20 protein-coding genes and 8 tRNA genes are annotated in these 26,270 nt (G+C 49.8%); 6 read left to right on the plus strand and 22 right to left on the minus strand.

Annotated elements, in window-relative coordinates; all coding sequences use genetic code 11:
- Position 1: 1 nt before the first annotated feature.
- From L2731_RS17860 to L2731_RS17880, 5 genes are all read right to left on the minus strand, one after another.
- Positions 2 to 886, minus strand: a complete 885-nt coding sequence (locus L2731_RS17860) for a DMT family transporter (RefSeq protein WP_249254731.1) — start codon at positions 884 to 886, stop codon at positions 2 to 4.
- A gap of 233 nt (positions 887 to 1,119) precedes the next feature.
- Positions 1,120 to 1,968, minus strand: a complete 849-nt coding sequence (kdsA, locus tag L2731_RS17865; protein ID WP_041509052.1) for a 3-deoxy-8-phosphooctulonate synthase — start codon at positions 1,966 to 1,968, stop codon at positions 1,120 to 1,122.
- A 71-nt stretch (positions 1,969 to 2,039) separates the two neighbouring features.
- Entirely contained in the window at positions 2,040 to 3,317 is a 1,278-nt protein-coding gene (locus L2731_RS17870; protein ID WP_239851912.1) for a DUF819 family protein, read from the minus strand.
- A gap of 126 nt (positions 3,318 to 3,443) precedes the next feature.
- Positions 3,444 to 4,232, minus strand: a complete 789-nt coding sequence (locus L2731_RS17875; protein WP_249254732.1) for a transglutaminase family protein — start codon at positions 4,230 to 4,232, stop codon at positions 3,444 to 3,446.
- Complete coding sequence (locus L2731_RS17880; RefSeq protein WP_249254733.1) at positions 4,232 to 4,618, minus strand: SirB2 family protein; 387 nt, start codon at positions 4,616 to 4,618, stop codon at positions 4,232 to 4,234. The genes L2731_RS17875 and L2731_RS17880 overlap by 1 nt, the downstream gene beginning before the upstream one ends.
- 122 nt (positions 4,619 to 4,740) lie before the next feature.
- Here L2731_RS17880 and L2731_RS17885 point away from each other — a divergent pair, with 122 nt between their 5' ends.
- A complete protein-coding gene (locus L2731_RS17885; protein ID WP_249254734.1) occupies positions 4,741 to 5,172 on the plus strand; it encodes a GNAT family N-acetyltransferase in 432 nt (143 codons plus the stop codon).
- A 134-nt stretch (positions 5,173 to 5,306) separates the two neighbouring features.
- Here L2731_RS17885 and L2731_RS17890 read toward each other — a convergent pair whose 3' ends face one another.
- From L2731_RS17890 to hemA, 4 genes are all read right to left on the minus strand, one after another.
- Positions 5,307 to 8,138 carry a TonB-dependent receptor domain-containing protein gene (locus L2731_RS17890; protein WP_249254735.1) on the minus strand — a complete coding sequence of 944 codons (2,832 nt, stop codon included), beginning with the start codon at positions 8,136 to 8,138 and terminating at the stop codon, positions 5,307 to 5,309.
- A 694-nt stretch (positions 8,139 to 8,832) separates the two neighbouring features.
- Positions 8,833 to 9,675, minus strand: coding sequence for a peptide chain release factor N(5)-glutamine methyltransferase (gene prmC / locus L2731_RS17895; RefSeq protein ID WP_041509047.1), 843 nt, complete (start codon positions 9,673 to 9,675; stop codon positions 8,833 to 8,835).
- Between the two features lie 38 nt (positions 9,676 to 9,713).
- A complete protein-coding gene (gene prfA, locus L2731_RS17900; protein ID WP_239851917.1) occupies positions 9,714 to 10,799 on the minus strand; it encodes a peptide chain release factor 1 in 1,086 nt (361 codons plus the stop codon).
- Positions 10,800 to 10,812: 13 nt separating this feature from the next.
- The gene (gene hemA / locus L2731_RS17905; protein ID WP_239851918.1) at positions 10,813 to 12,063 is read right to left on the minus strand and encodes a glutamyl-tRNA reductase; all 1,251 of its coding nucleotides are present in this window, start codon (positions 12,061 to 12,063) and stop codon (positions 10,813 to 10,815) included.
- Positions 12,064 to 12,383: 320 nt separating this feature from the next.
- On the opposite strand from hemA, the gene lolB reads away from it, so the two are divergent.
- The 3 genes from lolB to L2731_RS17920 all read left to right on the plus strand — a co-directional run bounded on the left by lolB (position 12,384) and on the right by L2731_RS17920 (position 14,894).
- Complete coding sequence (gene lolB, locus L2731_RS17910) at positions 12,384 to 13,022, plus strand: lipoprotein insertase outer membrane protein LolB (protein ID WP_249254736.1); 639 nt, start codon at positions 12,384 to 12,386, stop codon at positions 13,020 to 13,022.
- A 4-nt stretch (positions 13,023 to 13,026) separates the two neighbouring features.
- On the plus strand, positions 13,027 to 13,881 hold the full coding sequence (ispE, locus tag L2731_RS17915; RefSeq protein WP_249254737.1) for a 4-(cytidine 5'-diphospho)-2-C-methyl-D-erythritol kinase: 855 nt from the start codon (positions 13,027 to 13,029) through the stop codon (positions 13,879 to 13,881).
- A 65-nt stretch (positions 13,882 to 13,946) separates the two neighbouring features.
- Complete coding sequence (locus L2731_RS17920; RefSeq protein ID WP_041407381.1) at positions 13,947 to 14,894, plus strand: ribose-phosphate pyrophosphokinase; 948 nt, start codon at positions 13,947 to 13,949, stop codon at positions 14,892 to 14,894.
- 80 nt (positions 14,895 to 14,974) lie between these two features.
- Here the strand turns inward: L2731_RS17920 and L2731_RS17925 are convergent, their stop codons facing one another.
- From L2731_RS17925 to L2731_RS17985, 13 genes are all read right to left on the minus strand, one after another.
- Positions 14,975 to 16,330, minus strand: coding sequence for a winged helix-turn-helix domain-containing protein (locus L2731_RS17925; RefSeq protein ID WP_239851923.1), 1,356 nt, complete (start codon positions 16,328 to 16,330; stop codon positions 14,975 to 14,977).
- Positions 16,331 to 16,509: 179 nt separating this feature from the next.
- Positions 16,510 to 18,885: a multiheme c-type cytochrome gene (locus L2731_RS17930; protein WP_249254738.1), complete on the minus strand. Its 2,376-nt coding sequence runs from the start codon at positions 18,883 to 18,885 to the stop codon at positions 16,510 to 16,512.
- An 829-nt stretch (positions 18,886 to 19,714) separates the two neighbouring features.
- Positions 19,715 to 19,799, minus strand: a tRNA-Leu gene (locus tag L2731_RS17935).
- Between the two features lie 54 nt (positions 19,800 to 19,853).
- A tRNA-Gln gene (locus L2731_RS17940) sits at positions 19,854 to 19,928 on the minus strand.
- 44 nt (positions 19,929 to 19,972) lie between these two features.
- Positions 19,973 to 20,057: transfer RNA gene (locus L2731_RS17945), tRNA-Leu, on the minus strand.
- Positions 20,058 to 20,210: 153 nt separating this feature from the next.
- Positions 20,211 to 20,287: transfer RNA gene (locus L2731_RS17950), tRNA-Met, on the minus strand.
- A gap of 20 nt (positions 20,288 to 20,307) precedes the next feature.
- Positions 20,308 to 20,382 (minus strand) — tRNA-Gln (locus L2731_RS17955).
- Between the two features lie 24 nt (positions 20,383 to 20,406).
- Positions 20,407 to 20,481: transfer RNA gene (locus tag L2731_RS17960), tRNA-Gln, on the minus strand.
- Between the two features lie 48 nt (positions 20,482 to 20,529).
- Positions 20,530 to 20,614 (minus strand) — tRNA-Leu (locus L2731_RS17965).
- 91 nt (positions 20,615 to 20,705) lie between these two features.
- Positions 20,706 to 20,782: transfer RNA gene (locus tag L2731_RS17970), tRNA-Met, on the minus strand.
- 268 nt (positions 20,783 to 21,050) lie between these two features.
- A complete protein-coding gene (ychF, locus tag L2731_RS17975) occupies positions 21,051 to 22,142 on the minus strand; it encodes a redox-regulated ATPase YchF (protein WP_239851925.1) in 1,092 nt (363 codons plus the stop codon).
- Between the two features lie 70 nt (positions 22,143 to 22,212).
- Complete coding sequence (gene pth / locus L2731_RS17980; RefSeq protein WP_041509040.1) at positions 22,213 to 22,800, minus strand: aminoacyl-tRNA hydrolase; 588 nt, start codon at positions 22,798 to 22,800, stop codon at positions 22,213 to 22,215.
- A gap of 104 nt (positions 22,801 to 22,904) precedes the next feature.
- Positions 22,905 to 24,041: an FAD-dependent monooxygenase gene (locus L2731_RS17985; RefSeq protein ID WP_249254750.1), complete on the minus strand. Its 1,137-nt coding sequence runs from the start codon at positions 24,039 to 24,041 to the stop codon at positions 22,905 to 22,907.
- A 255-nt stretch (positions 24,042 to 24,296) separates the two neighbouring features.
- On the opposite strand from L2731_RS17985, the gene L2731_RS17990 reads away from it, so the two are divergent.
- Positions 24,297 to 24,599 carry a hypothetical protein gene (locus tag L2731_RS17990; protein WP_249254739.1) on the plus strand — a complete coding sequence of 101 codons (303 nt, stop codon included), beginning with the start codon at positions 24,297 to 24,299 and terminating at the stop codon, positions 24,597 to 24,599.
- Positions 24,600 to 24,697: 98 nt separating this feature from the next.
- Complete coding sequence (gene miaB, locus L2731_RS17995) at positions 24,698 to 26,122, plus strand: tRNA (N6-isopentenyl adenosine(37)-C2)-methylthiotransferase MiaB (protein ID WP_239851931.1); 1,425 nt, start codon at positions 24,698 to 24,700, stop codon at positions 26,120 to 26,122.
- The last annotated feature ends 148 nt before the right edge of the window (positions 26,123 to 26,270 follow it).

The raw sequence follows: 26,270 nt of genomic DNA on the forward strand, positions 1-26,270 counted from the left end.
ATCATCCCCAGATCACCAAGATGGCCGCCACTGCGATAAGCAGTAAGGCGGTCATCTCCTTCGGCTTGACCTTCTGTTTAAGATAGCCCCCCGCCACGATTAGGGTAAAGAACACCTCAACTTGCCCTAAGGTCTTCACATAAGGCACCGCCTCTAAGGCCATGGCACTGAACCAACCGATAGAACCCAAGCAGCTGGTGATGCTGATGGCCAGAGTCAACTTAGGCCTGCGCCACAGCGCGGCCAGGGTCTGATGGTCCCGCCACCAGAGAAATAGCAACAAGATGACTGTCTGCAGGCTTATTACCCAAAACAGCACCCAGGCGGCGCTGTGAGGAAAGGGCAAGGCCAGCACCAGGCTCGCCTCTCTGACCCAGAGTGAGGTGAGCGCAAAGGCGCTGCCACAGGCAAGCCCCAGCAGTAACACTTGAGGTGAAAGTCTGGCAACGCCCGCCCCCTTGCTCATCAAAAGTACGGCCACTGCGCCAATCACCACGCCGAGCCAGCCAAGTAAACTTAACTGAGTACCAAAAAACAGCGCGCCAAACACAGCGGCGACAATTGCCTCACTCTTGGCCAGACCCGCCCCTATGGCGAAGTCTCTTAGCTGAAACAGCTTCACCATCAAACCCGTGGCCACAATCTGCATCAAGGCGGCGCCGAGCACGAAACTCCAGAAAGGGGCGGGAAACGGCGAGGCGCCAATGGCCTGTTCAGGCGGCAGCCAGAGATAGAGGGCCATGAGATAACAGGCGGCGATAGGACCCGCCCAAATAAAGCGCGCCAGTGTCACCCCGGCCACCTTGACATCACGACTCAGCTGACTCTGCAGAGCATTTCGCCAGGACTGCATGAAGGCGGCGAGAAAGGTAAATACGATCCACATAGGCGCTACTCAGATAAAGGGGGTATTAGCCTAGCGCTTAAACAGCCTTGGTGCGAGTGAAAATGGCTCATGGACAGTGAGTCATGTGATTAAGCTTTAGGACGATGGCAGGCTAAAGCGCAGGTGCCTGAGACAATTTAACGAACAACAAAAAGCCCCGCACAGGCGGGGCTTCAGCATTATGTCGACCTCAATGTCGACCTCGGTTTACAGCAGTCTGAGTGAAGTCTAGCTTACTTGCTGGTATCGATTGGGTCGAAAGACTTCACCAGATCGTCGATCGCCTTCATCTGGGTCAAGTAGTTTTCCAGCTGATGCAGTGGCAAGGCACATGGACCGTCACACTTGGCATTGTCTGGATCCGGATGAGCCTCGATAAACAGACCCGCCAAGCCCAGCGCCATGCCGCTACGAGCTAGCTCTGTGGCCTGGGCACGACGACCGCCCGCGCTGTCACTGCGTCCACCTGGGCGCTGCAGGGCATGGGTAGCATCGAAGATCACAGGGTAGCCTGACTGCTTCATCTCATCCATGCCTAGCATGTCGACCACCAGGTTGTTGTAGCCGAAGCAAGAGCCGCGCTCGCACAGGATAATCTCGTCGTTACCCGCCTCGTTAAACTTGGTGATGATGTGGCGCATCTCATGGGGCGCCAGGAACTGTGGCTTCTTCACGTTGATGATGGCACCTGTCTTGGCCATGGCCACCACAAGATCTGTCTGACGCGCCAGGAAGGCCGGTAGCTGAATGATATCCACCACCTCGGCTACAGGCTGACACTGGTACGGCTCGTGCACGTCGGTGATCAGTGGCAGATTAAAGGTGTCTTTGATCTCCTGGAAGATCTTCAGTCCCTCTTCCATGCCAGGGCCGCGATAGGAGTTAACCGATGAGCGGTTCGCCTTGTCGAACGATGCCTTAAACACATAAGGGATCCCCAGCTTCTGAGTAACTTCCGCATAGGTCTCGGCGATCTGCATGGCCAGGTCTCGCGACTCGAGCACATTCATGCCACCAAACAGGACAAAAGGCTTGTCGTTTGCAATTTCAATGCTACCTAACTTTATGGTTTTATTACTCATCGCTACTTCTCTCTTAAGAAGCCGGGGCAACCCCGGCAGGAATCAAATACGTTAGTGCATTTCGAGCCCTATTACTGGGCGACGACCTGCAAAATCTGACCACACACCCAGGCCATATAGGTGCCTACAGCATAGCCTAATACGGCCAGGAGTACACCGACAGGTGCCAGAGCCGGATGGAAAGCTGCGGCCACCACGGGCGCCGAAGCGGCACCGCCCACGTTAGCCTGACTGCCCACCGCCATATAAAACAGCGGTGCACGAATCAGCTTGGCCACCAGCAACATGAAACCGGCATGGACGACCATCCAGATGATGCCGATGGCGAAATACCAGAGGTTGGCCGGGTCGAATAGTTTCAACACATCCATATGCAGGCCGATAGTCGCCACCAGAATATAGAGGAAAGCCGAGGCGACCTTAGAGGCGCCAGCCGCCTCGAGATGGCGCACAGGGGTGAACGACATGGCCAGACCTATGGTAGTCACTGTCACGATCAGCCAGAAGAACTTAGACGTCAGGCTGTAGTCGCGGGTCCAGGGATAGTTCGCCTCGAAGAAGGGCCCCAGGAAATCGGCGATCACATGGGCAAGACCCGTGATACCAAAGCCCACGGCGACGATCATCATCAGATCTCTCAGGCTGGCGATACGGGCATTTTCGGCGTGATACTTCTCCACCTTCAACTTAAGCGTCTCGATGGCACGGGTATCGGCGCCCGTCTTGGCATCGATCTCCTTGGCCTTAGAGGCCATAAACAGCAGCACGGCCATCCAGATGTTGGCCACGATCACATCGACCGTCACCATGATGGAAAAGATGTTGCCACCGGCCTCGTAGATTTCCTTCATCGCCGCCTGGTTGGCGCCGCCGCCGATCCAGCTGCCGGCCAGGGTGGTCATGCCGCGCCATACCGCGTCGGGGCCGCTCACCCCGAGGATCTCTGGGTTGAGGGTCGACACGATAAGCAAGGCGATGGGGCCACCTATCACTATGCCGACTGTGCCGGTTAAAAACATCACAATCGCCTTGGGGCCCAGGCTTAGGATCGCCTTGAGGTCGACACTTAAGATCAATAGCACCAGACAGGCAGGCAATAGATAGCGGGAGGCGACAAAGTAGAGGTTTGACGTATCGCCATCCAGAATATGGAATGAGTTAAGCAGTGAAGGCAAGAAGTAGCACAGCAGCAGCGCAGGAATAAAACGGTAGAACTTCACCCAGAATGGGTGTTGGCTGCTGTTGGTGTAAAACACGAATCCTAAGATCACCGCCAGCAGGCCCAGGCCCGTGGCGTCATTGGTGACTAAGGCTGCGGCGTCATTGCTGACTAATGCGGTACTGCTCATCTCATCTCCCTTTTATTTTTCTATTCGTTATTTATTGTTGTAGTTATAGCGATGGCCGCAGGCAGCTTGTGGCGCCCATGGTAAATTTAGCCCCGGGTCAGGCCTTCCCGGCCTGGCCCCTGAGGGTTAATGATAGACCTCAACCTCGTCGTTGAGCTCTTTTAACTGTAATTTGACCAGCTCGGTCACAGGGTCGTGGGGACTGTTATCGACAAAGTGTCGTAGGTCCGCCGCCGCGACGCTGATACAACCTAGCTGCTGGGCGATAAAGGCCCGCTCCCGGTTAAGATTCAGGTCATCTTCGTGCCACTGCAGCAGCAAGTTACAGCACTCCATGGCGCTCTCAAACTTGCTCGCGAGAATGGCTCCGGCCTTGAGTTCGTGCAGCATGCGTGACAGCAGGCGCTTGAGGCTCGCGGGCTTCAGATAACGTGGCTTAAAGGGCGCGCCATTGCCTAACTCGCCGCGCACCAACACATGCAGTTGATGACGAGTCAGCGATTGCCCGGTGAGCGGGTCGATATAGCGCACCTTGTCGTCGATACGACAGCTTAGCACTGTGGTGCCCGGCAACAGCAGCGGCTGCAATACCAGGTCCAGTTGCTTACCCAGCAGCATAAGCACAGTCGCCAGCGTGGTACTGTTGCCCTGACGCGTGGTGATACAGCTGGCCAGATCTGCCGCCTCTATACTGAAATAGGACTCTCGAGCACAGAAGCCGAGATCCTGATAGAACCATTGCAGCAGCGCCTCAAGACGGGCTTCTCTGTCGACCAAATAGTGGCTAAGTACAGCACCCGCCAGCTCGTACCAGGCCCACTTAGCCGCTTCCTTATCGGAAAATCCCAGGTGCTCGGAAATATCAAAGGCGCTCTCTGGCAGAGAGAGCGCCTCGTTTAAGATCAGGTTTGTCATTAGCTCATTAATATTGCTTGTTTAAACATGGCAATTTTCGCAGCGTACATCACCCAAGCCAGCGCGCCCAGGGCGGCGAAGGTCTTGAAGAGTTTGTTACGGTTAGCCTTGAGCGAGATAGCAGCCAGGAAGATGTAAGCGATCACTGCGCCTATCTTCTCGGTCAACCAGGCATCCTGCAACGGATACTGCTTGATGATGAAGCATAAGGTTAGGCCGGAGAGCAGCAGGAAGGTATCGATCACATGGGGCGCAATCTTAACAAATTTCTTGTCCATGATGGCTGATTGTTTAAGATGCAGCACAAATCGTACGATAAAAAACAGCACACTCACGGCAATCAGGGTGAGGTGTATATGCTTAATAGCTGGGTATAAACTGTCCATTATATCTTCTTTCGTGGCTCACAAAGGCGCTAGTGTACCCGATCAAAGGCCGGGGCACCAATATCATACTCTTGATTCTTAGCGATAATGCCTCTAGATAATTTTCATAAAGGAAATGTCACTTGAACACAGATAGCAAAATCAACTTTACCCATGACGATTCCAGCGAATTTGCCGATACCGTCAAACAGAAAATCGCCGAATTTAACTGGCAACGTTGGGAGGTAAGCGAGCGCTTACCTCTGGGCCTAAAGCTTGAGAATGAGGCGGGCGAGCTGCTCGCCGGCCTGTCGGCTCGCACCTTCGGCAACTGGCTGATGATAGATAACTTCTGGGTGAGCGAATCGCTCAGAGGACAACAGGTCGGCAGCCAAATGCTGGAAGAGGCCGAACGTATCGCCAGGGAACGCGGCTGCATCTATGCCATCTTAGATACCCTAAACTTTCAGGCGCGCCCCTTCTACGAGGCCAGAGGCTATCGACTGGAGTGGACCCAGGAGGAGTATCCTGCGACAGGCTGCAAATACTTCATGACTAAGCGTTTATCAAAGTAGTGATTTTTAATTTCTGACTACAGCTAAAAACTAAGGCGCATCGATAGTATTTGCTTTCTGATTTGCAATAAAAAAACCAGTTGCTTTGAACAACTGGTTTTTCTGTTTCTATAACTTACATCCTAAAAATTAGGTTATAGCTTATAGTTTGCACCTAGGAAGAATGCACGCCCGTTAGTGTCATAATAACCGTCTCCATCATAAACATATGGATTACGTGGCGGCGCGATATCGAACACATTCTTCACACCGAAACGAAGAGAAAACGATTCGGTGAAATCATATGCACCTGTGAAGTCCCAAACTGTATGCGACGGAATGTCGTTATAGTTGTTGTTCTCAGGCTTCCAATCATTAGAGGCGACTGCTGAATGACGGTAGTTGCTTCTAGCCTCTAGGCTTAGCGCATCATATTCCCATCCAAGACTAAACATCGCCTTCCAACGTGGATCAGTATACTCACCAACATCGACCTGAAGATCTGCATCAAATCCTGTTGGATTCGTTTCCCACTTCTCTAGATATGTTGCGATAACATGAACCTTGAAGTCACCAAAATTATCCGTTGGAATATCGTATACGGCTTCAATATCTACACCCTTAACGTCAAATGATGCTGAGTTAACTGGCGATTGTACGAAGTCGATGATGTCACCAGTGGAGGCGTCACGGGTAAAGCGGCTACAGTAAACATTATCCAATGATTCAGAGTCGTAGCAATAACGAACTGCAGTAGCTACGTCAATATACTCAATCGCATCGGTGATCTCAAAAGCCCAGTAATCGACAGTTAAAGACAATCCTTCAACATAGCTTGGGGTATAGATAGCACCAATTGTGTAATCGTTAGAAGTTTCAGCTTTTAGATCTGGGTTACCAGCATTGCTACCCGGGTGATTACTTAAATACCACTCATCACTTGGGTTCCAGCCTGCTGGTAAACCAGCAGCTTGACAGTTTTTCTTACGATTCTCATTGGGTCCTAACTCGACGTTAATTTTATCACACACGTCTGTGAAGCTAGAGAATGTTTGCCCTGCTGGGTCAAACAGTTCACTAATGTTAGGGGCTCGAACCGATTTTGACTTAGTCGCACGAATACGAAGATCTTCAATAGGTGCCCAGTTTAAGCCGATTTTCCACGCATCATCTTGACCGGCAGTACTGTAATCCATCCAGCGATACGCTAGATCTAGGCCTAAATCATACGCAAGGAAGGTATCTGACAATAGTGGAATACTAAATTCAACGGCAAGCTCAGTAACATCATACTCACCTTTCATTGGGTTAGCTGTGTTGCCAAAAATAGTACCATCGATAAGAGCCTGATCTGGTGTAGTTTCCGACTCTTCTTTACGATAATCGGCACTAAATGCAGCACTGACATATCCTGCAGGCAGCTCAAACATTGTACCGTTAATCACTAAACCTGCTGTGGTTTGCGTTGTCTTAGCTGTACGACCAGCACTCGTGCTAACCCAATCAATTGCTTCTTGGCTTGCCTGGTTCTCACCAAATAGATTTAGCGGAACACATCCAGCAGCTTGAGCGTCAGCATCACGACAAACTATGCTGCCGTCTGCAGCAAAAACAGCATCTTTAGCTTGATTGTAACGATCAGCCCAAATTTCACCTTTCCAAACAGTCGTCTCATCTAGCTGACCTCGTTGGGCGTGGAAAGAGTAATCCCAATTTTCACTGATAACACCTTCGATACCAACAAGAACACGCAGTGTTTCACGGTCTTGATTATAAGTACGATTACCAAACTCTCTATCTATACGATAAAGGTTTAGGCTTGACATACCTGTATCTGTCATCAACTGACGAGCTTCATCTGTAAGGAAAGCGTTATCCGCGTATAATCTATTGCTTGTATGGAAAACAGGTGTACTCTCACCATTAGACTGATAATCTACATAAGTAATTTCAGAAAATAGCTTATGATTATCATTAATCTCATAATCGGTATTTAATGTGAACACCTTACGCTCCAGCGGCGTACGGATTTGTCCATAATCGACAGGATCATAGCCTTCACAGCTTGGTCCACAGTAGTTACCATTGTTACCCGGACCTTCAATCAAACCTTCTCCATAATCGAAGATTTTCATGTTTCCGTCTTTATCAAAAGTATACTGTTCACCATCATTGGCAAAGAATGTACCAGCTTCATTAATCCAAGAAAGCGGTTTACGTCCATAATATGGAATTCGTGCAGGAGCACCTTCCGACATATCAGGATTATAAATACTATTAACAGGGTTGTTTAAAAAGTCTCTGTCGGTAGGACGTAACTCTTTCTGCTTTGCATAGGTAAAGTTGAAAACAGTTGAAAGTTTGTCATCAAGAAATTCGCCGCCAGCGGTTACAGAAAATTGGCTCTCTTCCCCACCACTCTGTTCTGGTTGCGTATAAGAAGCATCAAGCTCCACGCCTTGAACATCGTCACGAGTAATAATATTAATCACACCTGCGATTGCATCAGATCCATAAACCGCAGAAGCACCTCCAGTAATGACCTCCATACGAGCAACCATCGCGGTAGGAATGGTATTCAAATCCACCGCTGAGTCACCACTTGAGCCAGCCACAAAGCGACGGCCGTTAACCAAAACAAGTGTACGGTCACTACCTAGACCACGCAGGTTAGTCTTATTTAACCCGCTGGCAAAAATAGTATTATTAGAAGTTTCTGGCGAAATGCCAACAGTTGAAGACGGAAGCTTGTTTAAGATATCAGCAACGTTAGTGATACCCATCTCCATCATTTGTGCACCCGTAATCACTGTAATTGGCGTTGGAGATAGCTCACCAATACGCTTAATTTTTGAACCAGTAACTTCGATACGTTCTATTTGTTGTTCTTCTTCAGCATAAACACTGGTACTTGCCAACAAAGCCACGCCAGTAGTAGCAAATAAAGCCACTCTTACCGCGTTTGATATATTACTTATTGCTGTCATATTCTTCATTCCATTAAATTATTATCACTCGATTTCCTTAATCACATCGAGTTCTCAAACTTAAATACATCAAGGAGTTAACCTGACAACAACAAAACTACCCAGTTAAAACAAATAGTCAACAATAAACACAAACAAAAAACATTGTTCTTCCAAAAACACAGCCCTCCTCACTTTACTTCTTAAATTGTGCCCAAATCATAAAGCCAATAATGGACGGTTAATCAGTCTAGATTCAAAACAATCAAAATAGGGGTATAAACCACGTTCAGCGTCCCCTACAGCTGTCGATTATTTGGGCACAATGTGATTTTCGTATAGATAGGATCAAGCGCCAATATTGCAAGCAGCCATCAGATGGCCTAGACATTAGTAATACCTATAGTGATTAACACGGCCATTTGACTGAAAGTATATTCAGCCTTCTCCTTTCCCTTATGTGAGGGCAGAGGCTATCGACTGGAGTGGACCCAGGAGGAGTATCCTGCGACGGGCTGCAAATACTTCATGACTAAGCACCTGTAAATGTCAGTCAGATTGCCGTCATTTTCACGCAGTGCTCCGACACCTCTCCTATGAGCTTGGTAATTAAGGATTAACTTGTTGACTAGTGCTCATTCGGCAGTTGATAAAAAAACGCCACAGGCTCAGGCCCATGGCGTTTTTTGTTTTAATCAGATAGAGTCTAAGGCGGCTATCTTGGCCAGCGGCCTAAGGTACATCTGTCGTTACTACCAAAGTCACGTACCGTCGCCACGGCCTCATAACCCAGCTCGATCATCTTATCGCGCACCGTCAGGGCCTGGCCGAAACCATGCTCCAGCAGCAGGTAGCCACCGGGCGCCAGATAATCACGGGCGGCCTCGGCAATATGGAAGAGATCCGCATAGCCATGTTCACCCGCGGTGAGGGCGCTGTGGGGCTCGAAGCGCACATCGCCCTGAGACAGATGCTCATCTTCTTCATCGATATAAGGCGGATTGGAGACGATCAGATTAAAGTCATAGCGGTTGATGGCATCGAACCAGTCGCTCTGTAGCACTTCTACCTGAGGTAGCTTGAGATTGTCTCGGTTAGCCTTAGCCAGGGCTACCGCTTCAGAGACCTTATCGACCGCGGTGATCTGCCAGGTATTGCGCTCGAAGGCCAACGACAAGGCGATAGCACCTGTGCCCGTGCCCAGGTCCAACACCTTGGCATTATCTGCCAGGGGTAAGTTGAGCGCGGTTTCAACCAATATCTCGGTGTCAGGACGCGGAATCAAGGTGGTGGGGTTGACCATGAAGGGCAGCGACCAGAACTCCCGCTCGCCCACAATATGGGCGATGGGCGTGCCTATCTTACGCCGAGACACCATCTGTTTGTATTCGGTCACCTGCTCACTGGTCAAACGCTCATCAGGCCAGGTGTAGAGGTAACTGCGCTGCTTATGAATGATATGCAGCAGCATCACCTCGGCATCGAGCTTAGCGCTGTCGGAAACCTCAAAAAGTTGAGTGGTTGCCCAATCGAGGGCCTGTGCTAACGTCTGAAACAAAGCTTATCCTTAATCACCTAGCGGCAATGATAGCAAGATTAACCTTCGGAAAGGGCTGCTAACATGTCGGCTTGGTTTTCTTGCATCAAGGGGCCGAGGATGGCATCTAGGTCGCCTTCCATCACCTCGTTGAGACGATAGAGGGTCAGGTTGATTCTGTGCTCGCTCACACGTCCCTGCGGGAAGTTATAGGTACGCACACGCTCCGAGCGATCACCACTGGCCACCAGGTTGCGACGTGTAGATTCCTCTTCGCTGCGACGCTTCTCATCTTCCACCGCCTGAATGCGGGCTGCCAAGACACTCATGGCCTGGGCGCGGTTTTTATGCTGCGAGCGCTGATCCTGACACTCTACTACGATACCCGAAGGAATATGGGTAATACGGATAGCAGAATCTGTCTTGTTAACGTGCTGACCACCTGCGCCCGAGGCGCGGAAGGTATCGACCTTAAGGTCGGCAGGATTGATCTCAATCGCTTCGGCTTCTGGGATCTCAGGCATCACCACCACGGTACAGGCCGAGGTGTGCACCCGCCCTTGAGACTCGGTTTCAGGCACACGCTGTACACGGTGACCGCCCGACTCAAACTTGAGCTTGCCATAGACGCCATCACCAGAGACTTTAACGATGATCTCTTTAAAGCCACCATGTTCACCTTCGTTAGCGTTCATGATCTCCATCTGCCAGCGGTTAGCCTCGCAGTAGCGGCTGTACATGCGGAACAGGTCACCGGCAAAGATCGCCGCCTCGTCGCCACCTGCACCGGCACGGATCTCGATGAAGGCGTTATTGTCATCTTTTGGATCTTTAGGCAACAGCAGGATCTGCAGCTCACCTTCTAGGGCTTCGAGGGTAGCCTTGGCTTCTTTAATCTCTTCTTGCGCCATCTCTTTCAGATCGGCGTCATCTTCGGCGAGCATCTCTTGCGCCGAGGCAAGATCATCTTCCGCCTGGCGGTAGGCCTTGAAGCTCTTTACCACCTCTTCGAGTTGGGAATACTCTTTGGACAGAGCGCGAAAACGCTCCTGATCGGCGATGATTTCCGCATCACTCAGCAGCGCCAAAACCTCTTCATTACGCTCCAGCAAGCCTTCGAGCTTGCGAATAACACTGTCCTTCATTTCAACGCTAACCTTAGTCTTTATCTAGTCCGAGCGCTGATCTTAATTGTCCTAGGCTGTTGAGGTCACCGCGGCGGCTCGCCTGAGTGAGCGCCTGGGTCGGAGCGTGGATCAACTTATTGGTCAACTTGTTCGCCAGTTCCAGTATTAGCTGCTCGCTATCACCACCCTGGGCCAACTTATTGATGGCTCGCTCCACCAACTCATCTTTGATTGCCATACTCTGGCTTCGGTATTCACGAATGCTGTCGACCGATTCTAACGATCGAATCCATTCCATGAATTGATGAGATTCCTCTTCAACAATTAATTCAGCTTGCTCGGCAGCCTCACGTCGGGAGGCCATATTCTGTTCAATAATGCTTTGCAGATCGTCAACCGTGTATAAGAAGGCATCGTCCAGATCGGCAACTTCGGCCTCGATATCTCTAGGAACTGCTATATCAACCAATAACATAGGTTGATGACGACGCTGCTTAAGCGCTTTTTCTACCATGCCTTTACCCAGTATAGGTAATGGGCTGGCGGTAGAGGATATCACGATATCGGCCTTAGGGAGAAAATCTGGTATCTGTTCGAGCGTAATTGCTGTGGCACCGAACTCTTCACACATGGCTTCGGCGCGAGAAATGGTACGGTTAGCGACTATCATGGAGTCGACACCATTGTCTTTCAGGTGGCGTGCCACCAGCTCAATGGTCTCACCTGCGCCGATCAACAGCACCTTAGTGGCGCTCAGCGCCGAGAAAATATGTTTGGCCATGCTCACGGCGGCAAAGGCAACCGATACGGCGGCGGCGCCGATCTCTGTCTCGGTACGCACCTTCTTGGCCACCGAGAAGGTATTTTGGAACAGCCTGTCCATGGTCACCGCAACCGTGCCGGCCTCTTTGGCCTTCACAAAAGATTGCTTCACCTGACCTAAGATCTGCGGCTCGCCCAGAATCAGCGAGTCGAGTCCCGATGAGACACGCATAAGATGCTGTACTACCTGCTGTCCCTGATACTTGTACAGGCAAGGCAATACATCTTCGTGGGATAACTGATGATAAGACTCCAGCCAGCTGATCACATCCGCCTCGTCACCCGTGTTGCAATAGAGCTCGGTGCGGTTACAGGTTGAGACGATCACCGCCTCCCCCGTCTTAGTCCGACTGGCAAGACTCTTCATCGCTTCATGAATTTTATCAGGCGCAAACGCTACCTTTTCTCGTAGGTCTACAGTGGCTGTTTTATGATTAATACCGATTGCTACAAGGCTCATCTGACTCTTTCTGGTCTCTAGGGTCTGTTAATCTTGCGAGTTCATTGACTACCGGCACGCTGGCCCGAATCATCTCACTTAATGGCAGTCATTCTACGCAATTGAGTCGACTAAAAACAGAATACGCTTAACAAAACCGAATAATAATCTGGCTTGTCACAACTTTTTTCTATTAAACCTAAGGCTTAAAATCAAGCCCTTACTCCCGAGATAAAATTAGCCATTGCTAACCCTAGCCTAGGCTGGCAGGAATTTTGCCCCTTAGCCATTGGTATTTGTAGGCAGCCCTCGTATGATATGCGCAAGTCTTTTAGTCATAGATGAATAATTTGAACTACTTCACAAAAATATCGGCAAGCATTACAGCCTTATTCCTAATAACCCTCGCTGGCTGCGCCTCCCATAAACCGATCGACTATGCCCCCATGCAGGTAAAAAGCGCTAACCAGGCAAAGGCTTGGGAACTCCAGGGCAAGTTGGCGGTGCGCACCCCAGACGACAAATTCAGCACTAACCTCTACTGGTTCCACACCCAAACCAATGACGAGCTGACCCTAACCACTATGCTGGGCACCACAGTGATGAGCCTCAACAAGACCCCCAGCCAGGCAAGCCTTGAGATCGAAGACAAGGTGTATCAGGACACAGATGCCGAAGAACTGCTTAGGCGCCTCACCGGCTGGTCGATTCCGGTCGACACCCTGCCCCTGTGGATCACAGGGCAGATCTCCCCCCAGGATGAAGTGGTCGCGGTGGATCAGCTAGGGCGTCCCAAGGAAGTACTCAATCACACAGGCAAGAGTCCCTGGCACGTTAGCTTCAGCAGTTGGCAAACCCAAAGCGGCGCCGAGCTACCGAGACAGCTACAGCTGCAACGTGACGAGATACGCTTAAAGTTGCAGGTAAGCCAATGGCAGGCGCTGACACCGACGCCCATCAGAGCATCACAACCGGAATAGAGAAATGACAAGCAATAGATCCACCGCCTGGCCGGCACCGGCTAAGCTCAACCTGTTTCTCCACGTCAACGGCCGCCGCGTCGATGGCTACCATGAGCTGCAGACCCTGTTCCAGTTCATCGACTACTGTGACAGCCTGGATTTTGCCGTCAACGACAGCGGTACCCTTACCCTGCATTCAGAGATGGAAGCTGTTGTTGCAAATAGCGATAACTTAATTCTAAAAGCTGCAAAATCCTTGCAGGACTATACCGGCACCCACCAGGGCGCCGAGATCTGGTTGGATAAAAAACTACCAATGGGCGGCGGCATAGGCGGTGGCTCATCCGATGCGGCGACCACACTGGTCGCATTGAATCATCTTTGGAATACTCAACTGTCGCAGGATGAACTGGCTAAAATTGGTCTAGCTCTCGGCGCTGATGTCCCTGTTTTTATTAATGGTTTAGCGGCATTTGCCGAAGGGGTCGGCGAGAAGTTGATCCCGGTCGAGGCGCCGGAAAATTGGTACCTGATCCTGACCCCGGATGTTCACGTTTCCACCGCCGAGGTGTTTAACGATCCCCTGCTACCACGGGATACGCCTAAGCTCTCCATGGATGATTTAATGAGCAGTGACTGGCACAACGATTGCCAACCCAGAGTCGCCGAGCGATACCCCCAAGTTGCCAAAGCATTGGCGTGGCTGATAGAATATGCGCCGTCCAGAATGACGGGAACCGGAGCATGTGTATTCGGTATCTTCGACACACGCCAGCAGGCAGAGCAGGTTTTTGCCAAATTGCCGGCGGGTTTGTGCGGTTTCATCGCCAAGGGGACAAATAAATCACCATTAGCGTTGCGGTTAACGCAGCGCTAAGTTCATGCGGGATAGCCTAGGTTATCCCGACAATTACAATGAAGCATACGCCTGAGGTCCATACAGTGCCTGACATTAAACTATTTGCTGGTAACGCAACCCCCAGTCTCGCCAAGAAGATAGCAGATCGCCTATTTTGTAAACTCGGAGACGCTGAGGTTGGCGTTTTCAGTGACGGTGAAATCAGTGTCCAGATTAACGAAAATGTACGTGGGGCGGATGTATTTATCATTCAATCTACGTGTGCACCTACTAACGATAACCTGATGGAACTTATCGTTATGGTAGACGCGTTACGTCGCGCATCTGCTGGCCGTATTACTGCGGTTATTCCTTACTTCGGTTACGCTCGTCAAGACCGTCGTGTACGCAGTGCTCGTGTACCTATTACCGCTAAGGTAGTCGCCGACTTCCTATCGAGCGTTGGTGTTGACCGCGTATTGACCTGTGACCTGCACGCCGAGCAGATCCAGGGCTTCTTCGATGTACCTGTAGACAACGTATTCGGTAGCCCTGTGCTGCTGGAAGACATGCTGGCCAAGCAGCTGGACAACCCAGTCGTGGTTTCACCCGATATCGGCGGTGTCGTACGTGCCCGCGCCGTAGCCAAGCTACTGGACGACTCAGATCTGGCTATCATCGACAAGCGTCGCCCACAGGCAAACGTTGCCCAGGTGATGCACATCATTGGTGACGTTCAAGGCCGCGACTGCATCATAGTCGACGACATGATCGACACTGGCGGTACTCTGTGTAAGGCTGCCGAAGCCCTCAAAGAGCACGGTGCTAACCGCGTATTCGCCTACGCCACTCACCCAGTATTCTCAGGCAACGCGCCTAAGAACATCGCCGAGTCTGTGATCGACGAAGTTATCGTGACCGACACCATCCCACTAAGTGAAGAGATGGCGGCACTGGATAAAGTGACTCAGCTGACCATGTCTAGTGTAATGGCTGAAGCTATCCGCCGCGTAAGCAATGAAGAGTCTATCTCTGCGATGTTTAAGCACTAATCACAAGCTTCATGCTTGACGAAAAAAGCCACTCTTATGAGTGGCTTTTTTGTGTCATCTCCAATCCAATTCTCTTTTCATTAGAGTGACACTTGCTCCCTATGAGCCCATACCATAGTCTCCCCCCACAAGGGTAGCATCCATACACCGCTATCATCATCTTGATGAAGTTGCCTCAACACCATTCGCTCATTCTGCAGTACATGTTTGCGGATCTCGCGGTATATAGTCGCAGACTCTTTCGAGATCTGTTGTGGACTGGTGAAGGAACTATCATCTACATCCACAAGGAAAGTGCGAACAGCTTTGCCATCTACTTCACTTTGCGTCAATTTAAAGTCACCACTAAATTGATAACGAATAGAGATCTCTTTAAGCATGTCATCGGTAATACATGCTGCTGCAACCAACTTACCTCGGTTTGCAGAATCAAATATCATTGATAAGCGAACATCTGCACGAACTATATTCTTACTGTCAGAGTAGTAGTAAACATCGGCTCGATAGACGTCTTCAACCACGCTTTTATCTGCTGGTGCAAATTTATCTAAGAGGATGTTGTTATAGGTCACTTGCTCCATTCTGAGCTTAGTATCCGCTAACCATTGAATATCAAGAGGTGGAGTAACGTCACCCACAGATCTGACTAAATTAAGTGGCTGTTTGTCAGTGCAACGACCATTAAATTGGTTACATAACGCCACAGATTCATAACGACCATTTTCAAAAGCAAACAACTGTTTTTCGCTGGCATTTTTAAAAATACTGTCATAGTTAAACCAATTATCAATCACACCTTGGGTGGTAATACTTTCTGCTTGGTCATCTAATTGCACTGTGTATAACAACGATTCGTTTCGCGCCAATGAGAAAGGCTTTGCAGTAATCGAAGCTACATCAGGTTCAGTAAGCAAAGAAAGGTAATTAACGGTGGCTTTTAATCCACCTGAAAAATGCAGCCCTGCAATTAACACAATAACAATACTCAATACTGTATTACGATAAAATCTCAGCTTGGTTGACTTAAGTTCACTTTCACTCTGAATTGAAATCGCTGTCGTTGATCTTCTGTCAGGAGTTTCCTGACAACTTAGCGTGCCTACATTAGCTGCCACCGCAGGAGATCCAGTTTCTACCGTCTCAGTAATGCACAAGCTATACCCGTAGCGAGGGATATTTTTTATCTCGACATCTGTATGGCTATGCAGCTTTTTCCTTAGGCTACTCATACACTGAGTCAATGATGAAGGCGCGACCACTCTGCCTGGCCAACCAACGGCATTTAAAGTCTCTTTACTAACAACTTCACCTACGTGCTCGACTAAGTTTTTTAGTACTTCTAGCTCAGACAGTGATAATGCGCAGCGAGTCGATAACCTAGTATCGACTAACTCTCTGGCATCTAAATCAATAATTAGAAATTCAGTAATCTTCACAACCTAACCCCTACTACTTTTAGCAGCCCCAAGCAGTATTCTACGGCACTTTATTAATCCTAAATCTGACATAATGCTGAGTTCCAATTAAACAATTGACGCTTTGTTAATATTTGTGATCCCCGTAAAAAAAGACCCTAGCAAAAAGCTAGGGCCAAAAATATTGCAGGATGAAAACTTTATTTCAGGTTATGTGATTCCTTTAGGTTATTTAAATCATGACACACTGCACATGACTCTTCGCCTGTGTACTGACCTAGCTCCACACCGAACTGTGCTCCATTTTGTTTCATATGACTCACAACATCTTTACGCACTTGACGGCGATCTTCACCCTCTTCGGCGGCACGTTTACCATGACAGCTTAAGCAAACTGCAGCGGTTGGTGATACATAGGCATCAGCTTTAGCATCCACCGCGTAACGCTTGTTGCCGCTGGTATCTTTACCATTTGCAGGGTCTAGACCGTCATAGGTATCCATATAATCAAGATCCAGCGCCAATGGCTTACGACCCACTAAGTACTTGGCATCAAAGCTATCACCTTCGTGACACTTCACACAGTTAGCAAGATCAGCTGAATACTCAACATTACGCTTCCAGCCTTCACCACCTTGGTTTGCACGGTTGTTTGCATGCATAGCGTGAATCCATACTTTCTGATCAGGGTGGCTCATAGTTAACTGCTCAACATAGTCAGCATCACCTTGCTTAGTATGAGAGTCACGTACTACCTGAGTCGGTGGGTTATTCGCATTGTGACAAGCTAAGCACTCTTCACCGGCATTTGATGCAGTTGTCCAGTCACGCTCACCACGAGGAGACAAGCTTTTCAGCTTAATCATCTCATCTAGAATACCGTCACCATCGTTATCCACTGAGCCCGATGCACAGGTAGTACCGAAGTATGCTGGATCATTCTTAGTGACAGCATGACAGCTACGACAGTTCAGTGTCATTTGAGCCATGCCATCGCTATCGCGAGTCGTCATACCATGGCATGAACCACACTTCTCGTTGGTAACGATTTGACGGCGAGGTCTTTCAGGGATAAGGCCTTTATCATCAAAGAAGTGTAACCAGTTGAAGCCTGCGGCACCTTGGCCCCAAACACTCGATGTTTCCTTACAAGACTCGAGGTTTTCCCCCTTATTATCCATACAGAACCAGATACGCGGCGTGACCATACCATAGCTATCAGTTAGGCTACCTTCGAACTCATCTTCTAGCTCAAAAGGACCTATCTCATAGGTCGTCTTACCGTTCTCATAGCTCAGTACGATAGGATCTTCTACATAGCCAGGGAAGTTCTCCTTATTGGTGAATACGCGTAGGATTTTACCACGCTCCATTCCCATATCTTGACCACCCCAGTTGATGTAGAACTCTGAGTAATAGAAGAAGTCGACTTTATCTAGTTGCTTATTCATCGACTTACCATCTTTGTCGAGAATATCAACGGTAAGCTGTACATAACCGGTTTTAGCCGTATCTAAACCAGAATCAATGTTTTTCTGAGCTTGAGGTACTGCCACCATTTTGGCATCGGTCACAGTCAGATGCACATTTTCACGACGAGAGGTCTGTCCCTTATAGGTCGCTAAATGCACTGTCTCAACAACTTCTGGCGTATGGCAGTTTGCACACTGAGCATTATCTTCATATGGCCAGTGGTTAACGCCCTCTTTGAAGTTCACATCGGTATGACAGGTAATACAGGTTTCTTGGGTCGGTACTGTCTTCCAGTTAGTGTAATCGACAGCCTGCTCATTTTCGGAGTGACAGTTATCACAACCACCTACAGGCGCAGAAATCACACCAATATGCTTATCATGGGCAAGCATAGGAAAGACTTTAGAGGCACTGCTAACTTTATTGTCTGTGTGGCAAGAGATACAAGTTTCCACTTCTTTGTAGTGACCACCATGAATGGTGAAGTCATCGTGACAACCAGTACAGTTTTGATTGTTGATCACACTCTTAGTGTAAAGCGGTGCTTCGCCATTATTACGAAAATCATGGCTTTTGTTGGCATAGGCTAAGGTTTTTCCACCCAGTGTATCGCCACCCGTTGTGACAATGAGACGTAGTGTCTTGTCATCTGTCACACTAAAGGCTGTTTCTGTAGTCACATCCTTTAGGAACTTATAAGTATAAGTGCCATCTTGGTTGTCGGTTAATGTGCCACATTTAGCATACTTGCTGCCAGGGCAAGACTCAGAGCTAAGTAGCTTCCAGCTATTGGCATCACCATTTTGACCTTGTTCTAGGCCAGATAAAATAAAGCCAAAGTGCTCTAGGCCAACAACGGGTAAGTCTTTCTCATTAGTAACCGTAAAGGTCACTTCACTGTCACTGGCGACCAATACCTTATCGACATTCACTGCTAGGTCGGTTGCAGAGGTCGCCACAGTTAAACCAGGCTTACCATCTTTACCGTCAGTGCCATTAGCACCGTCTGCGCCTGGCGCGCCATCATCGCCACCACAGCCCGTTAAGGCCAGCCCGATGAATGCTGCTAAAGCAGTAACTTTTATATTGACTCGTTTCATCATCTGTTCCACTCACTTTTTATTTAGCCCTCTTTATTGGGGCAAGCGAAATGTAACTAACCGAGTGCAATTAAAGTGTGACCGTCTCGATTGCATTTTAGAACAAATTACTCAACGAGAAATACTGCACAAACAAAGGTGAAATTGTTAACAACCCAACCAATACAGGTTAACAACCCCAAACATATTGGTTATAAAAATGTTGATCACAACAAAAAAAGCGTGATTGTTAGCACTAAAACGGCTAACAAAAGTTAACAAAAGGATGATTTGTTACCAAACATTAGGATTTATTACCGCTCAGCACTTATCCCACCAGCAAACCATTACAATTGATCTCGAAGAAGTACCCAATATCCGACACTGCCCCCATGTCATGACTCAAAGATAAAAAGACTTCTTGCGAAGGGCGCACAGCAAAACACATAACAAGCAATTTTAAACACGTCTGATATTGTTTGTGCTCCCAGATCTCATTCACTTACTCCTCATCAGTATCATCTAGGCACTTCGTACGATTAACATGCGTAGATCGCCCCTATCTTCTTTATTGACAAGACACTTTATGAAGGGATGAATAAAATAGGAAGCGCAGAGGCACTATTGGCGAATATAACTAAAGAAGCGCTAAACTCGGACAACAAATCGATTAGCTACTGAAAATACCGACGTCGATCTCAATTTAATGAACGCTCCAATAAAGCGCTGAGTAATCATTGATTAACTACTCTTTTAAATAAATTGGTATCGAATCTCTAAGAAGCGGCCAACAACTAGCAGGCTTCAGATACAAAAAAGCCTGTCACTTGGACAGGCTCTTCGTATTTTATAATGGTACGGGAGGAGAGACTTGAACTCTCACACCTTGCGGCACCAGAACCTAAATCTGGCGTGTCTACCAATTCCACCACTCCCGCATCGCTTTACATCTGATCAGATGGCTTAGTTTTAAATCTTAAGCTAGATAAAAATGGCTGGGGTACTAGGATTCGAACCTAGGAATGCCGAGATCAAAACCCGGTGCCTTACCGCTTGGCGATACCCCAACAAGCTTTTTTGGGTTACAGGCGATACCTGCAAGCCTAAATAATGGTACGGGAGGAGAGACTTGAACTCTCACACCTTGCGGCACCAGAACCTAAATCTGGCGTGTCTACCAATTCCACCACTCCCGCACTGCATCTATGTTTTATATCCTGACAAGGATAGTTCTAGTCATATGTCTGAAGGTTAAGCTTTAACAACTCAGCATTCAACTAACTAGCAAATCTCTAATTTAACATCTCGAGCAGATGGCGCCGATAACGGCGGATTTACCTTGAATAAGGTGGTAGCTATGGCGGGACTTGAACCTGCGACCCCAGCATTATGAGTGCTGTGCTCTAACCAGCTGAGCTACATAGCCACATTTATCTTACTGATAAATGGCTGGGGTACTAGGATTCGAACCTAGGAATGCCGAGATCAAAACCCGGTGCCTTACCGCTTGGCGATACCCCAAGAATCAAAGTAAGCAAGAGAAAATGGCTGGGGTACTAGGATTCGAACCTAGGAATGCCGAGATCAAAACCCGGTGCCTTACCGCTTGGCGATACCCCAATTTTCTTGCTTAAGACTAAAGGTAGACAACCTCTAATCAAAAATAAATGGTACGGGAGGAGAGACTTGAACTCTCACACCTTGCGGCACCAGAACCTAAATCTGGCGTGTCTACCAATTCCACCACTCCCGCACTTGCTTCTATTTTTACATCTTGAAGAGATGGTAGCCTTTGAAATCGGGACACTGCCCTGCTACTCGTTCAGTTTTGCATCTTGAAAGGATGGTAGCTATGGCGGGACTTGAACCTGCGACCCCAGCATTATGAGTGCTGTGCTCTAACCAGCTGAGCTACATAGCCATCGTAATTTAGCGCCCCTCTTGCTGAGGAACGGGGCGTATTATGCTTATTCAGCGTAGGCAGGTCAACAGCTTTTTTTCGCTAATTTAAACTATCTTAGCCGTTCGCCTATAAACTCACCAAAGTGAACAGGCCTTATGCAATTCGCCCCTAAAAACCCGCAATTAACGCCTTTTTTCAGCCGCTGCAGAAAGCAAAACGGCCCGATAATGAGTATCGAGCCGCTTAAGCGTTTATTGGTTTTCGCCGCCAAGAACGGCGTCAACCACTAAACGTTGAAGAGGAAATGCATCACATCGCCATCTTTAACCACATAGGTCTTACCTTCGACGCGCAGTTTACCCGCTTCTTTGGCACCCGCCTCACCCTTATAGGCGATGAAGTCATCATAAGACATCACCTGGGCACGAATGAAGCCACGTTCGAAGTCGGTGTGGATCACGCCAGCCGCTTGCGGCGCACAGGCTCCCACAGGTACTGTCCAGGCACGAACCTCTTTCACACCGGCGGTAAAGTAAGTGTGCAGATCCAGCAGCTGGTAACCGGCGCGGATCACACGGTCTAGACCAGGCTCTTCCAGACCCAGGTCGGCCATGAACTCGTCACGATCTTCGGCATCCATCTCGGCCAGCTCAGATTCGATCGCCGCACAAACAGCAACCACAACCGCATTTTCTCTGGTCGCGATTTCACGTACCGCGTCCAGATGCGGGTTATTCTCGAAACCATCTTCGGCAACGTTAGCGATATACATGGTCGGCTTAAGGGTCAGGAAGTTAAGGTAGTTAACCGCCGCCAGCTCCTCTTTGCTGAGATCCATAGAACGCAGCATGTGGCCTTCGTCCAGCACGGGGCGCATCTTCTCAAGTACGCTCACCTCGAACTTAGCGTCCTTATCGCCGCCCTTAGCACGCTTTTGCTGACGCACGATGGCGCGCTCACATGAGTCCAGGTCGGCCAGCGCAAGTTCTGTGTTGATCACCTCGATGTCGCTCGCAGGCGAAACCTTGTTGGCCACGTGTACAATATTCTCATCTTCGAAACAACGCACCACGTGACCGATAGCATCGGTTTCACGAATGTTTGCCAGGAACTTGTTACCCAGGCCTTCCCCTTTCGAGGCACCGGCTACCAGGCCGGCGATATCGACGAATTCCATGGTAGTCGGCAGAACACGTTCAGGCTTAACGATTTCCGCCAGGGCCTCCAAACGTGGATCCGGCACAGGTACCACACCCGTGTTAGGCTCGATCGTACAAAACGGGAAGTTTGACGCTTCGATACCCGCCTTAGTCAAGGCGTTGAACAGAGTCGATTTACCTACGTTTGGTAGGCCGACGATGCCACATTTAAAACCCATATTATTACCTTTATTCAATTAATCTTATCGCCTAAGCGATAATGAAGCTGTTCACTGCCGAGTTCTCGGCTTAGCCGGCCTTGTAAGAGTGCAACCTGTGCATCGCCTTACTCATATCTTCCTTAAAAAGCACCTCGGTGGCACGCACCGCCTCGTCAATCACCTCTTCGATGAGGCCTTGTTCTGTCTGCGGTGCCTTGCCCAGCACATAGTTGCTGACCATGCTCTTGTCGCCAGGATGCCCAATGCCGATACGCAGGCGATAGAAACCTTTGTCGTTACCGAGCTTGGCGATGATATCTTTCAGGCCATTATGGCCACCATGCCCCCCGCCCAACTTAAACTTAGCCACGCCTGGTGGCATATCCAGCTCGTCGTGAGCCACTAAGATCTCATCGGGGGCGATACGAAAGAAGTTTGCCAATGCTCCCACCGACTTACCACTGAGGTTCATAAAGGTCGTTGGGATCAACAGGCGTACATCTTTACCATACAGGGTCGCCCTGGCGGTCAGGCCAAAGTATTTGCTATCGGCCACCAGGCTGACACCACAAACCCGTGCCAGCTCGTTGACATACCATGCACCTGCGTTGTGCCGAGTTCGCTCATATTTGTCGCCTGGATTAGCCAAGCCTACGATAAGCTTTATATTGCTCATTTCACCCTTGTCCGTTCGCAAGTGCCAATAAAAAACGCGGCATTTTAGCACTCAATCGAGTCGGCAACAAATTTATCCGGGGCGGGAGGTCTACGCCATGATGCTTAGAGCCCCATGGCGTATTTGAGTACCTTCTGTTTGATGGGCCCATCGATATTAGCCAGCTTGAGGGCGCCGTTTCTAAGCAGTTTCAACGGCAAGAGCTCGTTACTAAAGCCGGCGTAGAAGAGATCCATGGTGGTCATCATCAACTGATTGTCTGTATAACGCTTAGCCTGATAGCTCTTGAGCACCTCGTTATCCCACCAGCATTTATGGTTAGCGATGGCATCGGCGAAGGTGTCTATCAGGGCGCTGACATCCTTAAAGCCCAGGTTGACGCCCTGGCCGGCCAGCGGGTTGATGGTATGGGCGGCGTCGCCCAGGATCACCAGGTGATAGTCAAAGTAGCGCTGGGCGTGGCGACGGGTCAGCTTGAAGCTTCCCTTAGAGAGCACCTTAAACTCACGGGCCAGGCGTTTAGGGAAGTGGGCATCTATCTGCTCATACAGCGCCTGGTTACTTAGACTTTGCAGCTGAGCGATACGACTGGCATCGTCGTACCACACCAAGGAGGCATGCTTACCCGGCAGCGGCAACAGGGAGCGCGGCCCCTTAGGGGTAAACTGCTGCCAGGTGACATCCTGCTCTTCCTGCTCGGTGGCGATATTGATCAGCATGGCCGACTGGGCGTAATCCCAACCCGTCACGCCGATCCCTGCCCACTGGCGCACCTGAGAGTTAGCGCCATCGGCCCCCACCAGCAGCCGCGTCTCTATCTCGCTACCATCCTCCAGGGTGATGCGAATGCCGCCTTCCATGCGGGCAAACTGGCTCACCTTGGCAGGGCAAAGCAGACTGAGATTGTCATGTCGGTCAAATTGCTGCCACAGGGCCAGCTGCACCAGACGGTTTTCGACGATATGACCAAGATGAGAGGCGCCAATCTGGTCGCTATGAAACTGGGTGATGCAGCCTTCCATCTCCCAGGTCTCCAGCCCCTTGTAGGCTACCTGACGCATCTCGCCGAGTGCAGGCAGGGCGCCGAGGCGCTCGAGCAACTGCTCTGAGGCCACGCTGATGGCCGATACCCTAAGATCCAGTTCCTGCTCACTGTCATAGGCCTTGGGCCCATAGGCCTCAACCACCGCCACCGACAGGCCAAGCTGCGCCAACCCGAGGGCCGTCGCCGCCCCCACCATACCGCCGCCTAACACGACAACATCTTTCACTAAGGTCTTGCGCTGGTTCTGACTCACCTTGGGTTCGACTCCCTACTTCTTATTACCAAATATGTCACATCGACGGATTGCGTGTATAAATGTTACCAGGCAGGCAACTACTCACACTCAGTTACAAAGGCGCGGCGCATAACGCCATTTGCGCCTTTACACTCTCAGTTCACAGCTAACTTGCAATACAGCTAACCATTACTGCTGAGTGTCACGGAGTGTCCTATGAAAAAGTTACTGCTAGCCAGCCTAATCACCGCCGCCAGTCTAATCTCGGCTTCGGCCCTTGCCACGCCCACCTCTGGGATGGAGCGAATGACTGTAACCTATCGCAACTCGCTTGATTATGCCCTATATCAATATACGATTGAATTAATGAGCCATTATAGGGCGGAGATCCAAACAAGCATACAGCGTCAGGCCAAAAACAGCAGCCAGGCGATGGCCGATGCCTTCTTTACTCAGACGCCCGAGGCGCAGGTCGCCCTGGTGGATTTCCCGGTCAAAGGATCCGCGCGCACCGAGTAAATTCATCCTTATGACGTGCAAAAGCTAGCCAGCAGGCGGCGCAGAGGGTAAAATGTCGCGCTATTTTTCCCAGTAGTTGCAACAACGGCGCAAAACTGATGAGTAAGAAACTCCACATTAAAACCTGGGGCTGTCAGATGAATGAGTATGACTCATCAAAGATGGCCGACCTGCTCGACGAATATCAAGGCTACACCTTGACCGAAGAGGCCGAAGAAGCAGATGTACTGCTACTCAATACCTGCTCGATTCGCGAAAAAGCACAGGAAAAAGTATTCCACCAGCTGGGTCGCTGGAAGACGCTAAAAGACAAGAACCCTAACCTTATCATAGGTGTAGGTGGCTGCGTGGCGTCTCAAGAAGGTAAGGCAATCAAAGACAGAGCTCAATGTGTCGACCTGATCTTCGGCCCACAGACGCTACATCGTCTGCCTGAGATGATCGAACAGATCCAGCAAGGCGGCAAGGCTGTTATCGACGTCAGCTTCCCCGAGATTGAAAAGTTCGACCGCCTGCCAGAGCCGCGCGCCGAGGGCCCAAGCGCCTTCGTCTCCATCATGGAAGGCTGCAGCAAGTATTGCTCTTTCTGCGTGGTGCCATACACCCGTGGTGAAGAAGTAAGCCGTCCGCTGGACGATGTGATCCTAGAAATCGCTCAGCTCGCCGAGCAAGGCGTACGCGAGGTTAACCTGCTAGGCCAGAACGTGAACGCCTATCGCGGTGCGACCCACGATGACGATATCTGTACCTTCGCCGAGCTGCTGCGTTATGTGGCCGCCATAGACGGTATCGATCGTATTCGTTTCACCACCAGCCACCCGATCGAGTTTACTCAGGACATCATAGATGTGTATGAAGACACTCCAGAGTTGGTGAGCTTCCTGCATCTGCCGGTACAGTCTGGTTCTGATCTGATCCTCACCCAGATGAAGCGTGGCCACATGGCCATCGAGTATAAGTCGATCATCCGCCGCCTGCGTAAGGCAAGACCCGATATCCAGATCAGCTCTGACTTCATCGTCGGCTTCCCTGGCGAGTCTAAGCAGGATTTCGCCGACACCATGAAGCTGATTGAAGATGTGCAGTTCGACCACAGCTTCAGCTTTATCTACAGCGCGCGTCCTGGCACGCCCGCCTCGGACCTGCCTGACGATGTGTCTCTCGATGAGAAGAAGGAACGCCTGGCGATTCTGCAAGACAGAATCACCCAGCAAGCGATGCGCTACAGCCGTCAGATGCTCGGCACAGTGCAGCGTATTCTGGTTGAAGGTCCTTCGGTCAAGAACCCGATGGAGCTGCGCGGTCGCACCGAAAACAACCGTGTAGTGAACTTCGAAGCCGATCCTAAGCATATAGGTAGCTTCGTCGACGTCGAGATCGTCGACGTGTTCACCAACTCGCTGCGCGGTAAGTTTATCCGTGGCGAAGATGAGATGGATCTGCGCCGCGACCTGCGCCCGTCTGACATCCTGGCCAAGCATAAGAAAGATGACGATCTTGGGGTGACTCAGTTTATCCCTTAGGCCTCACTTAAGGCCTAATTGAAGAGCGACCCTAGGGGTCGCTTTTTTATTGGACGTCGAATCGGTAAACCCTATTAGCGGCGGCGAATTTTCAATCAAATGGTGCAATCAAATAGCATTAGCAATTAAACTTAATGCCTCGTAAACT

This window comes from Shewanella aquimarina (assembly GCF_023349185.1).
GTDB lineage: Bacteria > Pseudomonadota > Gammaproteobacteria > Enterobacterales > Shewanellaceae > Shewanella > Shewanella aquimarina.

Coding starts and splice junctions, on each gene's coding strand:
- L2731_RS17990 (WP_249254739.1), top strand. CDS start 24,297: ATGAAAAAGTTACTGCTAGCCAGCCTAATCACCGCCGCCAGTCTAATC.
- ychF (WP_239851925.1), bottom strand. CDS start 22,142: ATGGGTTTTAAATGTGGCATCGTCGGCCTACCAAACGTAGGTAAATCG.
- kdsA (WP_041509052.1), bottom strand. CDS start 1,968: ATGAGTAATAAAACCATAAAGTTAGGTAGCATTGAAATTGCAAACGAC.
- prfA (WP_239851917.1), bottom strand. CDS start 10,799: ATGAAGGACAGTGTTATTCGCAAGCTCGAAGGCTTGCTGGAGCGTAAT.
- L2731_RS17930 (WP_249254738.1), bottom strand. CDS start 18,885: ATGATGAAACGAGTCAATATAAAAGTTACTGCTTTAGCAGCATTCATC.
- L2731_RS17870 (WP_239851912.1), bottom strand. CDS start 3,317: ATGAGCAGTACCGCATTAGTCAGCAATGACGCCGCAGCCTTAGTCACC.
- L2731_RS17985 (WP_249254750.1), bottom strand. CDS start 24,041: ATGGTGGGGGCGGCGACGGCCCTCGGGTTGGCGCAGCTTGGCCTGTCG.
- miaB (WP_239851931.1), top strand. CDS start 24,698: ATGAGTAAGAAACTCCACATTAAAACCTGGGGCTGTCAGATGAATGAG.
- L2731_RS17890 (WP_249254735.1), bottom strand. CDS start 8,138: ATGACAGCAATAAGTAATATATCAAACGCGGTAAGAGTGGCTTTATTT.
- pth (WP_041509040.1), bottom strand. CDS start 22,800: ATGAGCAATATAAAGCTTATCGTAGGCTTGGCTAATCCAGGCGACAAA.
- hemA (WP_239851918.1), bottom strand. CDS start 12,063: ATGAGCCTTGTAGCAATCGGTATTAATCATAAAACAGCCACTGTAGAC.
- lolB (WP_249254736.1), top strand. CDS start 12,384: ATGAATAATTTGAACTACTTCACAAAAATATCGGCAAGCATTACAGCC.
- L2731_RS17880 (WP_249254733.1), bottom strand. CDS start 4,618: ATGGACAGTTTATACCCAGCTATTAAGCATATACACCTCACCCTGATT.
- ispE (WP_249254737.1), top strand. CDS start 13,027: ATGACAAGCAATAGATCCACCGCCTGGCCGGCACCGGCTAAGCTCAAC.
- L2731_RS17860 (WP_249254731.1), bottom strand. CDS start 886: ATGTGGATCGTATTTACCTTTCTCGCCGCCTTCATGCAGTCCTGGCGA.
- L2731_RS17875 (WP_249254732.1), bottom strand. CDS start 4,232: ATGACAAACCTGATCTTAAACGAGGCGCTCTCTCTGCCAGAGAGCGCC.